This window comes from Desulfatiglans sp. (assembly GCA_012513605.1).
Lineage (GTDB): Bacteria > Desulfobacterota > DSM-4660 > Desulfatiglandales > HGW-15 > JAAZBV01.
On the sequence record JAAZBV010000004.1, the window covers coordinates 1 to 12,553 of the forward strand.

Consider the following 12,553-nt stretch of genomic DNA (forward strand, 5'->3'; position numbering starts at 1 on the left):
AATATTTGATATCCTCTTTCAGTGGATATTTTATATGGACAACAAAATATATTGTATGTACGATCAATCCTTAACATTAAAATTTATCCTGTCATTTCAATAGATTTTAGCTTGACGCCAATGCGCGCAGGCGGGAATCCACTTCATAAAGAAAATCAAAAGCTAATGGATGCCCGCTTTCGCGGGCATGACGGTTTATGATGAATTTTTCAATATATTAAAACATGATTCTAATTTATTTAAGTTTAAGGCAAACAACCCCTCCCTCTGCATCCCTGGCGTATAAATTGTCTCCAATTAAAACAGGCAAAGACCAGCAAAGACCGTTCAATATTTTCTTCCGGTAGCTCTCCTTGAATTTTGTGTCGATAATATTCCCCCAGATCAGTTCGCCTGTTTCAGTCAGCATTATCATTTTATCGCCAATTCCTATCAGGCTTCCAAATTCAAAATCCTGATCAAACCATACACGTTTTCCGGTAAGGGCATTCACGCAATGCAACCCTTTATCAGCCTTTACACGTCCGCTGCTTAAAAAATAGATATTATCCTTATAAATAACCTGCGGATTAAAACCATACCACTCGTTTGGATATTTGGCATCTGTTGAAAGCCATTCCTGTGTCAGCATATCGCCCTTTAGGTTAAGCCGTGCCATACCGTGTACGCTATGGTTGAGATATATACCGCCTTTATAGATATAGGGCGTAATGGCATTGCAGTTGGACTTTTCCTCCCAACTCTTTGCGTAGGTAGCCAATGGGTTTCCTGTAGCAGGATCGACAATGTAAAAACCCTCATTTGTAAAAATAGCAACAGCCGGTTGATTGAACATGTTTACAGGCAGAGGCTTTGGTGTTGCATAGGCAACAACACTGCCATCACTTTTCCAGAGCAGTTTTCCTGTATCCTTATTAAAGGCCATCCCCTTTGTTCCGATGTTTAAGATGACTGCATCCCCCATAATCGTGGGTGAAGATGAAAATCCCCACCAGGGCTTTTCAGGTTTATACTGTTCGGCTGAGGCATCCCATATCTTTTTGCCTGTTTTTGCATCAAGGCAGAATATCTGCCCGAACTTGCTCAGGGTATAGACTTTACCCTCATGAATGGTCGGGGTTGAACTCGGGCCACCAGGATGCAGACGCGGATCAAGCTTACATGGATAATCAAATTTCCATATCTCTTTACCTGTTTTTGCGTCAAGGCAATAGACATAATCTCTTGCAGTGTCTTCATCCTTTTTTGTGCCGTCATTTCCCATTGTATAGAGAAGCCCGTCAGCAATAGTGACAGAGCTCATGGCTGTCTTAAGCTGCACCCGCCACACCTCCTCAGCAGATGTTGCAGTAAATTCCTTAAGTTCCGGTTGAAAATCATTGGTAGGCCCCAGATAATTAGGCCAGTCTGATGCGGCATTTGCACTTAATGCAAACACCAGCGCCATGAAAACAGCAATTACGCACAGGACAATTTTTTTACCATTAATTGCTGTCATCATTATCATGTTCCATCTCCTTTAATAAATATTGGCACCCCATTTTCACCATAAGCAAGTAATAAATATCTATTGATCCTTACTGAAAAGAAATTTTAATACCCGCTCTGTGTGGCTTTTAATCCCCTTTTTCGAGAGTATATCCTCTTTAAGGAGCTTGTTGGTAATGTCCCTTGTAGCAATAGGAGTTTCAACAAGGGCACGCACATAAACAAGAAAACTGTCGTGACGAAAACCCTTAAAGTACCCTTGCTTCTGGGCATTATTAAACACAGGTTCTATGATTGAGTGCAGGCGAGCCTGTCTTTCCATCAGATATACCAGATGAGGGCTTGTCCGGCTGTTATCGTGAAGCAGGATCTTTGAAAGCTCAGTATTTTTAGCTATTGTTGATACATAGGATTTTATAAACTCCCTGAACAGCTCCACAGGGTCAGCAGATTTATGGGATTTTAATATTTTCAGTATATTGTTTTCCTGGAGGTTTAATCCATAATCAACAACTGCCTTCCATAAATCATCCTTTGAACCAAAATGATGCGTTATCAGGCTGTGGGTGGTTCCGGCTATTGAAGCAATATCCCTCAGTTTTGCATTATGAAAGCCTTCCTCAGCAAATACCTTGAGTGCTGTCTTAAGAATAGTCTCTTTTGTTTTTTCACTTACATCCCTGGGCTGTTTGCCCAGCTTCCTTACATTCTTTTTTATCATTAGGTATATATCCTGCCTTGATCCGATTTAACTTTATATAATGACTATAATTATTATCTGTATAATTCAATATATTTCACAAGGCGGAGATTCTACTATTTTTCTTTTTTAATTTTCTCTAACAGATATTTCTGAAGTTTATTTCTTGATTCTTTAATTTTCTCCTCCGGCCATTTCATGAATCCTTTGCCTGTCTTAAAACCCAGGTCAACATCTTCGACCATCATCTTGAGAAGTGGAGATGGTGCGGGCGAGTTTTCAAGATGTTTTAAGATATATTCATGGATTGCAAGAGTAAGATCAGTCCCGACCATGTCAGCATTCTCTAACGGGCCAAGCACAGGCAGTCTTAGTCCAAACCCGAATCGGATACATTCATCTACTGTCTCTGCATCAGCTATACCCTTTTCAACAATTGAGATTGCCTCGCGCCAGAGGGCATGCTGCAGGCGGTTCCCCACAAAACCGGGGACATCTTTATTTACACGGACAGGATGTTTCCCGACAGCATGGAGCAGGGAAAAGGTCTTTTCCATTGTTTCATCAGCAGTATCATTTCCGCGGACTACCTCAACCAGGGGTATAAGATATGGCGGATTCCAGAAATGGGTGCCTACGATCCTCTCCCTGAATATTGATTTTGATGCGATCTCGGTAATGCTGATAACAGAGGTATTTGTCGCAAGTATGGTTTTACGCCTACACATGGCATCCAGCTTGCGGAAAAGATCCTGTTTGATATCAAGATTCTCTGAAACCGCTTCAACCACAAAATCTGCGCCTGATAAAGCTCCCTTCATATCTGTGACACTCTGTATCCGTGAAATGATTTTGTCAATATCCTTATGAGTGCCAATGTTGTTATCCGCCATCATGACAAGATTTGACCTGATGTTTTTCAGGGCATTGACAAGAAGCTCTTCTTTAATATCCATCAATGTCACAGGGTATCCTTTTTCTGCAAAGAGCTGCGCAATACCATGCCCCATTAAACCTGCACCAATTACTGTTATATTCATTATATCAGACATTTTTTATCCTGCAGCATATCCCCCGTCAGTATGTATAACTGCCCCTGTTATAAAATCCGATGCCTTTGAACAGAGATATATCACTATACCGATAAAATCTTCTGGTTCTCCAAGCCTGCCAATTGGAATGCGTTTTAAAAAATTCTTGTAGAATGCGTTGTCGTCAAACATCCACTGGGTGAGGTCTGTCCTGAAAACAGTGGGTGCAATAGCATTAACATTTATGCCGTACTGTCCCCATTCACAGCCAAGGGTCTTTGCAAGAAGATGGACAGCCCCCTTTGAAGTGCTGTATCCGGAATAATTGGCCATACCCAGATCACCGCGCGCGGAACCCAGCAGAACAACCTTACCGCCCTTCCCCTGTGCAATCATCACCTTTCCTGCTTCCTTACAGAACAGGTAAGTACCTTTTACATTAGTATCCATTATCATTTCCCATTCTTCAAGGGGCTGTTCAACAATTGGAGCAGGTTTACTCGTACCGGCCGCAGTAATAAGAATGTCCACCCTCCCGAAGGTGTCAACTGTTTCCTTTACTACCCTCTTTACATCATCATGGTTTACTGGTGATCCTGCTGAAAAAGATGCGATCCCGCCTTCCTTTTTTATCTTTTCTACAAGCGATTTAAGTTTATCTTCACCACGTCCTGTTGCCATGACCTTTACCCCTGCCATAGCCAGGGCCATGCTGATTGTACTTCCAAAACCTCCCGTTGCCCCTGTAATAATGGCCACCTTTCCGGTAACATCAAAAAGATCCTTTAATAATTCGTCACCCTTTTTCATTATTCAACTCCTTCCTTAATATGTTGTCTTTCCCTGCGCCTTGAGCACTCTTGAGCACTGTGCCTCTTGTAATGTACAATCATCTGCGGGCAGGCACTCAGGCCTGCCCCTACAGTAATGTCATCTTTTTTTTCTTTCCCTGCGGCTTGAGCCGTGCGCCCTTCGCCTCTTTTCACACTCGACTCCTTGACCCCTTGAATCCTTCTTAGTAGTTGACCTTTTCAATCCCCTTCAGATTTAATATCTCCCTGGCCTCATCCGGTGTTGCAGGTTCATAACCTAACTCACGAATGATCCTGATTGCCTTTTCAACCTGTTCAGCGCTGCTCTTTGCAAGCACACCCTTTTCAAGATAGAGGTTATCTTCGAGACCAACCCGAAAGAAACCGCCTTCAAGTACATTAATTACTCCCATTGGGAACTGGAACCTTCCCGCAGCACATACTGACCATATAAAGTCTTCATTCAGCAATCTCTTTGATTCCCTTATCAGGTAAAGAAGATTATCGGATGTAGCAGGGATTCCTCCCAGGATACCCATTACATACTGGAGATAAACAGGGGCCTTAAGGTAACCCTCTCTTATTAACTGGGCCACGTTGTTAATCTGTCCGACATCATATATTTCTATTTCAGGCCTGGTGCCGGTCTCATTCATTGTCGTTGAATAGATATGGAGAGATTCAAAATGATTTGAAAAGATGAAGCTTTCTGTACCCTTCAGATAACCTTCCTCCCAGTCATATTTGAAATCTCTGTATTTTTCCAGAACCGGGTACAGGGCAAAATTGAGAGAACCAGCATTAAATGTGGCCATTTCAGGTTTCAGAGCGCTTACAACAGAGAGCCTTTCCTTTGGAGTCATTGTATAACTTCCGCCTGTTGTAGGTGTGATAATCACATTGGATCTGGCCTTGATTCCGCTCAGTATATCTTTAAATATCTCAACACTGGAAGAGGGTATGCCGTTTTCAGGATTTCTTGCATGTACATGTACAACAGCAGCGCCCGCATTATATGACCTGACCGCCTCTTCAACCATATCTTTTATCCTGAAGGGCAGATATTCTGACATGGATGGGGTATGGATAGCCCCTGTAAGCGCGGCGGTAATTATTACTTTTCCCATATGAATACCTCCAGATATTCATAGCAATTAATTATAACTGTCATAATCATTTGCCTGTACTATTTATCGTTCACAGGCCGGGCCATAACCGGTACCGCAATAGGTATAGGTTCTTTCCGGCACATCATTCAGATCATCCTCATCTATTTCAGCTACGCAGCGTACCATAGAACCATCGCCCATATACCAGCGGATGGGAAAGCAGTAGAACCGGAATCGTTTTCCCGAAACCTTATCCAGGTCTCCTCCCAGGTTCTCGACACCTACGATTCCATGACCAAGCATCTGCTTGTGGCATGGTTCCCATGTTCCCTCACAACCTATTTCCTCCAGGTCACCGAACTTTGCATTATATGCAGCCTGTCCATGAAACCTTATATATGCAGCCTTCTCAAATTCGGCATAGGCCTCTTCACCGAACATTTCAGAGTATTCTACGGTAATAGGCTTTCCGGAATTACCGGGCAGGTTCATCTGGGGCGGGCCATTCTTACCCATAGCTGTATGAAGGGGATGATCAAGGGCCTGCATGTCCATGGCCACACACTTGACATGGTGTTTTACAAACCATTTTCCGGCCTCAACACCTGTGCCGCAGGAATAGTGAAAATATTCTTTTGAGTCGTCGAATTTTCGGTGCATGCCGGTATTAAGGCATACAACCATTCCTTTGAGTTCATCAGGTTTTATATTTGCCCGCTTACAGGCATCTTCGAGATGCTCCGGCAGGATCAACCCCCAGCGGTGTATTTTGATCTCAAGGCATACTGCATCACCAGTATAGGCATCAACCGGCATTTCATGGGTATAACGTGCCCTTTTGCCGTCAAATTCGCGCTCCATAACATGGCGCGGAGCATCAGCATGAGTGCCAGTATGTTGAACGCAGTCAACCCTCTGGGTAAGAACCCCGCCCTTTGCCATCGTATGCATGGAATCTATTACCGGTTTAACGAAATAGGGCCAGCGGGGGATCTCTGCGCTGAATGGATGGGTCAAATCGACAAATACCTTTTTTCCCATATTTATACCTCCTTAATATTATAAATTGATCATAAATTTCATTTTGATTGACTTTTATACTTTACAATTATAAAGTAAAATTACTTTACCATAGGACAGCATAAATGACAAGAAGAAATAATTATAAGTCGTCTCTTTCTCTTACTAAATTGAAGAACCATTTTTTTTAGATAAAACCTTAAAAGGAGGCAGCAATATGGAAAATATAAAATATCCTGATAATTGGATGGTAGTAGACCATGTTATCCCCGGTGTTACACCGGAGATGCTCGACTGGTGGTGGGTAAACATGGAAAAGGGTTATGAGCTCTGGTGCCCTGAAGAGCACAAGGGTTTCAGGTGGGAGAAAAAACCGCCAATGAACGGCCATATAGGGGCTGTCCAGATAGCTACAGAGAGCATAGATTACAGCCCTGTTATGGATTTAAGAATCGAATGGGTTGACCCCAATATTGGTACTGAGGAACAAAAGGCATTCTGGACATATGAACATCTCCTTACAGCCGGTACAACTGGTGAAATCCCAGGAACAAAGCCCTTTATCATGCTCTCACACCAATGGGAGGCCATACCTGGCGGGTGTAAAATGCGCTCCTGCATGCACGGGTTCCCAAAACCCCCTCCCGGTAGCGGTCCTGCTCATCCTCCAGTAGCAATGCCTGAGCATCCAACCGGAAAAAAGCCAACAGGTGGCGGATGGCCGGCGCATAATATTGCCGAGGCAAGCACATTCAAAAATTTTCTGCCGGCACTGTGGGGGATATGGCAGGCTGTTACTGATCCTGCAATCAATCGCAAGGCATCATTAAGGATCAAAAAAGAGGGTTCTCGTATTATTTACATATGAAACAGGGGAGATTTTAAAATGGATATCCTGGAACTTAAATGGATTAAAGAGATTATAATAGATATGGACAGATGCAAAGGATGCAAATCATGCATGAATGCATGTTTTGTTGATGTTATCCGGTGGGATGAGGTGAACAAAAAACCTCTTATCGCATACCCTGAAGATTGTGTCTGGTGCCTTGCCTGCGAATGCGCCTGTCCGGTAAATTGCATTAATGTAATCCCCAATATTCCGGCGCCATTACGGTCATCTTTCTAAGGTCTAAAAGGAGAACATAATGACTGATTTAAATAACAATAGAGAATATCTCTCTGCAGATGTGTTGATAATAGGAGGAGGGATTGGCGGCCTGGCTTCAGCAATAAAGGTAAAGGAAAAAAACCCTGGCTGTGATGTGCTGATTGTTGAGAAGCAGACAGTAGGCTGGGCAGGCAAGGCAACAAAGATAGGTGGTATTCTTGCCTTTCTTGGGCCCAACAATGATGCTGACAAGTTTATAGATTTTCAGCTCCACACATCAGGGCTCTTTCTGAATGACCAGGAATTACTGGCCAAATATGTTAAAGATACATACGGGGCGATTCAGCAGTTTTCCGAATGGGGTAATAAGCTTGCTAAAACGCCTGATGGCAATATGCTTTCCTTCCCTGCCATGTTCGCCCCAGAATATTCATCTACATTTATAGATATAGACTTGATGCTGCCAATGCGTACCAAAGCCAAAAAAATGGGTACACGGATAATAGATAAGGTTCATATAGTTGATCTGTTAACACTGGATAATCGTGTGGTCGGTGCAGCCGGTTTTAATATTGTTGACGGCCATTTCATTGTTATTAATACAAAGGCCACCATACTTGCAAACGGGAGCTGCGGTTATAAGGTAAGGCGTTTCTGGTCAGCAGGCACAGGAGACGGAATAGCAGCCGCCTACAGAGCCGGGGCTGAAATGAGAAATGCGGAATATGGAAATCTTTACGGGCACACGGTATTCCAGGCAACTGACAGCGGCATGGTGGGTTCTGACTTTCTGGTGAACAACCTGGGTGAAAATCTGGCACAAAAATATATGCCGGACAGAGGGCCTGCCGGTGTATTTTTACCTGTTAAACTGGCTGTTGGTCTGGAAAAGGAGGTAGCTGAAGGCAGGGGCCCGATCTACTTTGAGCCGCCAAAGGCAATGCCTCCGCACGGATTTTCTACAGGCCTTCCAAAGATTGAAGAATGGCTTAAGAAAATCGGCAATAAAGAAAAAGAACACGGGATATCAAGAGACTCAAAACCTGAGATAGCAGTGCCTTTACATGGTGAGACATCCTGCATAAAGGTTGATCATGATATGAAAACCAGTCTTGATGGGTTATGGGCAATAGGAGATACAAGCTATGCAGGCTCTGCACTGGCAGGGGCTGTCGCTTCACCCCCCGGTGTGTGCCCCGGTTCAGGAATCATGTTTGCAGTGATAAGCGCGGGATGGGCAGGCGCCTCGGTTGCAGATTATGTTTCAGCAGCATCTCCTGTTGATCTGAAAAACATTGATACGGATAAGATCAGGGATAATATGTTTGCCCCCATGAAGGACGATCATAATTTTTCACCCTGGGTAGCCATATCTGTTCTGGGAAGCATTGCAGCCCCCATGAAATACAATCTTCGAAGGAGCGAAGAGCGCCTTTCCGAGGCTATCAGCATGATTGAAAAGCTAAAGGAGAAACTTCCAGATCTTAATGCTAAAGACCCCCATTATCTTGGAAAATGCCATGAGGTAAAGTCTATGACTCTGTGTGCTGAACTCACCTTCAGGGCAGCACTGATGAGGACTGAGAGCAGGGGCTTTCATTATAGAGAAGACTTCCCAGCGCAGGATGATAAAAACTGGCTTAAATGGATAATCATAAAACAGGATAAGGAAGAGATGAAGCTCTCAACTCAACCTGTTCCTGTTAACGATTACAAGATCAGGCCGGATGGGAAATAATTAAACATTTAGCAAATAAGGAGATCAAAATGAAGAGACTTGTTATTACCGGTACAATAGTCATCACACTAGTATTAGTACTTTTCGGGTTTATGACAGCAGGTGCACAAAGTGAAGCGAAAGGTTTCGCGGGTGAGTGGCAGGCGACCTATACGACCCCTATCGGTGAGATGATATGCAATTACACATTTAAGGTTGAGGGAAACAATGTAACCGGAAAGGTTATTGCCGAAATGAGCGGGAACAAAAGTGAAAGTGAAATAACAGATGGGAAAATTGAGGGGGACAAAATCATCTTTGCCTGGATATATAATAATGATGTCCCGATGTCATGCACAGGCATATTATCAGGAGATGAACTCAAATTAACCCGTCAGGCAGGCACTTATGGAACAGAAGGAGCTATAGCAACCCGGATTACTGGCAATAATAAATAAACAATCGAATATTCTCCGCGCAAAGGGCATAGAGTAAAGCGCAAAAAGTAGGAATTTGACAAAATTCAATCCTTTTATTTTACTCTATACCCACTTTTCACTATCAATGCCCTTGTGAAGGCTGATATCTGATATGATGTCCAGCGCATATCCAGAAAAAACAAATCATTGATGAAGGTTTAACTCCATCTCCAGGCCAGAAAAACTAATCATATGTTTTAATTGCATTTTACTAATCGGCGAATGCCAATGGCTGACCGCTTTAATGCAAAAAATAATAGTTTTCAATTAAAATCCACCTGATTTAATGCCCAGATAAATTCTTCACAAATCATTAAAATAAAATAATTGATATTTTTTAATATTTGTATACAACTATGTTTCTTGTTATAAGAACTTGGGTTTTTCAGTCAGATATTACAACCTTATACTTACAGGATATTTGGATATGGCTAATAGAAAAAGCAAAATCGAAAAGACATCCCTTGACCACATTTCATCTGTCCCTTTTTTTATTCAGATCGCAGAGACCATGAAGAGACGCATATTATCAGGACAATACGATCCTGGTAAACAGCTTTTTACAGGTGAAGAACTGGAAAAGGAATTCCAGACAAGCAACATAACTATCCGTAAAGCCTTGGATAAATTAAAAAATGATGGTTTCGTGGAACGTCGGCGTGGACTGGGGACAACCGTGTCCAGAATAGAAGAGACGCCACTGACCTTTGAACTGGGCAGAAGCTTTAAAAAACTTAAGGAATCCATTCAAAAGCTGAACACCCAGGTGAAAGTCCTGGAAATCACCACAACCAGATCATCAGAATATGTTCAGAATTTTCTCTCAATGGACTCTGAACAGGATATCTGGAGAATGAAACGTTTAAGAATTTTTAATGGTTTACCTGTATCCTTTAACACCTATTATACTGATCCCACTTCCTGTAACAAAATATCAAAAGCAGATGCGGAAAAAGATGACATTCTGCATACTATTGAACAGGCCAAGAAAATAAGGTTTCATAAGGTAAATCAGACCCTGAGGTCCGTTGCGGCAGACCTGGACATTTCAAGCGCCCTTGAAATCCCCTATGGGGCACCTGTATTTTTTAATGAAACCACCTATCATCCGGCTTCAGGAAAGGCACTCTTACTCAGTCAGAACTATTTCAGGGGGGATATGTTTATCTTCAGGACCTCATCACTGTTATAAATTTAGCAAACACTGGAAACCCTGAACCCTGCATCCCTGTTCATCACAGGTAATCATTATTTTTGTATTGACAGCATTAACCTATTTAGTATACCTATATACATTAGTAGAGATATAAGGGAACTGGATAAAAATGTCTTAAGGTGATCAAAGCCGGTACTGATTGGCACAGAACATATCAGATCCTGCCTTCATCTTAATCTATAGTGGAATGCAGCGGCTCTACACGCTGTAATTATTATAGGGTTGCGATGCAAATCACTCCTTACAAAAAATGGGAAAGGTTTCAAAACTCCCCCCTGTCCTATTTTTTATATTGAGGCATCGCATCCCTATAATAATCTAAATTACAGATCCGGGCTGGCAATATCGTGTGATTTACCCAATTCCATCCCGGATAAGGTTTTGTATAAAATCCTCGAAAGCTTCTGCATTACATAACCTGCATCTCCTTTCCTTTAACTATGAGGAATCATGAATAATATCTATTTTAAATTAATTACTGCCATCACCCTGTCATTTCTTATTATGCTGTCACCTGCTGTTGATAGGGCCAATGCTTCCGATAAAATAAAATATGGCTGTGCTATTAATGCCAAAGATCAGATAGTTGAATCCAGGGCACTGGCAAAGAGTCTGGCAAATCCGGACAATAATCAATGGCAAGCCAAAGGTGATCTCCATCGGAAATATCATTTACCTGCGGCGAATGCAGATATGCCCTACCGTCTTTATGTACCAGTTTCATGGGATGGCCATTCACAACTACCCATGGTTGTATTCCTGCATGGCGCCATGTCTGATGAAAACAGGTATATAGATGCAAATGAGAGGCAGATGATTAATCTTGCTGAACAATATGGTTTTATCCTTCTTTCACCACTGGGACATACACCACTTGGCGCCTATGGAACGCCTCTTCGTCTGCCCGCAGTCTTTGGAAAACCTGATGTGGCGGCAAAACAGCGTGATTCTGTTACCCCAGAAGAGGAAAACAAACTGCAACTGAGCGAGAAGGATGTTATCAATGTGATAGAAATTGTGATAAATGAGTACCCTGTAAAGCGTTCAGCTATTTTTATGGCCGGTCATTCAATGGGAAGCGGCGGCACATGGTATCTCGGTGCAAAATATTACCAGTACTGGGCCGCTATAGCGCCCATGTCAGGGCCATTTGTCGATGAAACAAATTACCCATGGGACAACATACGTAAAATGCCTGTCTTCATGACAGAAGGAACAGGGGCAACCCCCTCCCTGGCCGCAAGCAGGGCAATGTCGACATGGATGAAAGAGAAGGGTTTCAATTTGGTGTATAAAGAGGTAGATGCCGACCATGGAGGAATGATTCCTCTTGTATTGCCAGGTATATTCACATATTTTAAAGAGCAAATAAGTACCAATGCAAAATAAGAAGCAGCGGTGAAAACATTTCCTGTTAAAACTGGAGGTTTTTATGAGTAAAATATCTTATACACTTGTGATTATTGTTATCTCCATGAGTCTCTTCATACCAATTTCCTTTGCATCAGACACAGAAAAAAAGGTAGAGGGCACTGAAATTAAAATGCTCCAGGCGGAATACGTTTTTGATGCCAATGTAACTATTGGTGGTTTGCTTAATTTCGGTAAGAGCAAGTATGGCGAGCGCAGGATAATACCGATTACCGGAGGCAAGTTTAAAGGACCGGATATTGAGGGCGAAGTACTGCCCGGCGGCGCTGACTGGCAGTTGACACGTCCGGATGGTGATGTAGAGTTATACGCAAAATCACTCTTGTCCAAAAACGGTTTTTAGTTAATGAATTTTGATATTGAAAAAGTCCTCCTTATGGGAGATCGTTAAGTTACCAGACAAAACGAATTCCCAAAAGCAAAAGGAGGACAAACCTAT

General features: G+C 42.6%; 14 protein-coding genes. 7 read left to right on the forward strand and 7 right to left on the reverse strand.

Features of this window, described 5'->3' with window-relative positions; genetic code table 11:
* Positions 1-235 precede the first annotated feature (235 nt).
* From GX654_00465 to GX654_00495, 7 genes are all read right to left on the reverse strand, one after another.
* Positions 236-1,507 (reverse strand): PQQ-binding-like beta-propeller repeat protein, encoded by a 1,272-nt coding sequence (locus GX654_00465; protein ID NLD35324.1) that lies wholly within the window; start codon positions 1,505-1,507, stop codon positions 236-238.
* Between the two features lie 60 nt (positions 1,508-1,567).
* Positions 1,568-2,209: a TetR/AcrR family transcriptional regulator gene (locus tag GX654_00470; GenBank protein NLD35325.1), complete on the reverse strand. Its 642-nt coding sequence runs from the start codon at positions 2,207-2,209 to the stop codon at positions 1,568-1,570.
* A 95-nt stretch (positions 2,210-2,304) separates the two neighbouring features.
* Positions 2,305-3,240, reverse strand: a complete 936-nt coding sequence (locus GX654_00475; GenBank protein ID NLD35326.1) for a 3-hydroxyacyl-CoA dehydrogenase family protein — start codon at positions 3,238-3,240, stop codon at positions 2,305-2,307.
* A gap of 3 nt (positions 3,241-3,243) precedes the next feature.
* Complete coding sequence (locus GX654_00480) at positions 3,244-4,029, reverse strand: SDR family oxidoreductase (protein NLD35327.1); 786 nt, start codon at positions 4,027-4,029, stop codon at positions 3,244-3,246.
* Positions 4,029-4,205: a hypothetical protein gene (locus GX654_00485; GenBank protein NLD35328.1), complete on the reverse strand. Its 177-nt coding sequence runs from the start codon at positions 4,203-4,205 to the stop codon at positions 4,029-4,031. Before GX654_00485 ends, GX654_00480 begins: the two co-directional genes overlap by 1 nt.
* Before the next feature lie 29 nt (positions 4,206-4,234).
* Complete coding sequence (locus GX654_00490) at positions 4,235-5,158, reverse strand: 3-keto-5-aminohexanoate cleavage protein (protein ID NLD35329.1); 924 nt, start codon at positions 5,156-5,158, stop codon at positions 4,235-4,237.
* A 63-nt stretch (positions 5,159-5,221) separates the two neighbouring features.
* Positions 5,222-6,181 (reverse strand): cyclase family protein, encoded by a 960-nt coding sequence (locus tag GX654_00495; protein ID NLD35330.1) that lies wholly within the window; start codon positions 6,179-6,181, stop codon positions 5,222-5,224.
* Positions 6,182-6,377: 196 nt separating this feature from the next.
* Between GX654_00495 and GX654_00500 the strand changes: the two genes are divergently transcribed.
* The 7 genes from GX654_00500 (at position 6,378) to GX654_00530 (ending at position 12,457) form a co-directional block, all read left to right on the forward strand.
* A complete protein-coding gene (locus GX654_00500; GenBank protein ID NLD35331.1) occupies positions 6,378-7,028 on the forward strand; it encodes a hypothetical protein in 651 nt (216 codons plus the stop codon).
* Positions 7,029-7,070: 42 nt separating this feature from the next.
* Entirely contained in the window at positions 7,071-7,289 is a 219-nt protein-coding gene (locus GX654_00505; protein NLD35332.1) for a ferredoxin family protein, read from the forward strand.
* A gap of 19 nt (positions 7,290-7,308) precedes the next feature.
* Positions 7,309-9,009: an FAD-binding protein gene (locus GX654_00510; protein NLD35333.1), complete on the forward strand. Its 1,701-nt coding sequence runs from the start codon at positions 7,309-7,311 to the stop codon at positions 9,007-9,009.
* Between the two features lie 29 nt (positions 9,010-9,038).
* Complete coding sequence (locus GX654_00515; GenBank protein ID NLD35334.1) at positions 9,039-9,446, forward strand: hypothetical protein; 408 nt, start codon at positions 9,039-9,041, stop codon at positions 9,444-9,446.
* A gap of 448 nt (positions 9,447-9,894) precedes the next feature.
* The gene (locus GX654_00520) at positions 9,895-10,659 is read left to right on the forward strand and encodes a GntR family transcriptional regulator (protein ID NLD35335.1); all 765 of its coding nucleotides are present in this window, start codon (positions 9,895-9,897) and stop codon (positions 10,657-10,659) included.
* Between the two features lie 528 nt (positions 10,660-11,187).
* Positions 11,188-12,072 (forward strand): hypothetical protein, encoded by an 885-nt coding sequence (locus tag GX654_00525; protein NLD35336.1) that lies wholly within the window; start codon positions 11,188-11,190, stop codon positions 12,070-12,072.
* Between the two features lie 85 nt (positions 12,073-12,157).
* The gene (locus tag GX654_00530) at positions 12,158-12,457 is read left to right on the forward strand and encodes a DUF3237 family protein (GenBank protein ID NLD35337.1); all 300 of its coding nucleotides are present in this window, start codon (positions 12,158-12,160) and stop codon (positions 12,455-12,457) included.
* Positions 12,458-12,553 lie beyond the last annotated feature (96 nt).

Bases quoted from the DNA above. Each gene is read 5' to 3' on its own strand.
- GX654_00500 (NLD35331.1), top strand. From the start codon at position 6,378: ATGGAAAATATAAAATATCCTGATAATTGGATGGTAGTAGACCATGTT.
- GX654_00510 (NLD35333.1), top strand. From the start codon at position 7,309: ATGACTGATTTAAATAACAATAGAGAATATCTCTCTGCAGATGTGTTG.
- GX654_00470 (NLD35325.1), bottom strand. From the start codon at position 2,209: ATGATAAAAAAGAATGTAAGGAAGCTGGGCAAACAGCCCAGGGATGTA.
- GX654_00530 (NLD35337.1), top strand. From the start codon at position 12,158: ATGAGTCTCTTCATACCAATTTCCTTTGCATCAGACACAGAAAAAAAG.
- GX654_00515 (NLD35334.1), top strand. From the start codon at position 9,039: ATGAAGAGACTTGTTATTACCGGTACAATAGTCATCACACTAGTATTA.
- GX654_00525 (NLD35336.1), top strand. From the start codon at position 11,188: ATGCTGTCACCTGCTGTTGATAGGGCCAATGCTTCCGATAAAATAAAA.
- GX654_00475 (NLD35326.1), bottom strand. From the start codon at position 3,240: ATGTCTGATATAATGAATATAACAGTAATTGGTGCAGGTTTAATGGGG.
- GX654_00495 (NLD35330.1), bottom strand. From the start codon at position 6,181: ATGGGAAAAAAGGTATTTGTCGATTTGACCCATCCATTCAGCGCAGAG.
- GX654_00520 (NLD35335.1), top strand. From the start codon at position 9,895: ATGGCTAATAGAAAAAGCAAAATCGAAAAGACATCCCTTGACCACATT.
- GX654_00490 (NLD35329.1), bottom strand. From the start codon at position 5,158: ATGGGAAAAGTAATAATTACCGCCGCGCTTACAGGGGCTATCCATACC.
- GX654_00465 (NLD35324.1), bottom strand. From the start codon at position 1,507: ATGATAATGATGACAGCAATTAATGGTAAAAAAATTGTCCTGTGCGTA.
- GX654_00480 (NLD35327.1), bottom strand. From the start codon at position 4,029: ATGAAAAAGGGTGACGAATTATTAAAGGATCTTTTTGATGTTACCGGA.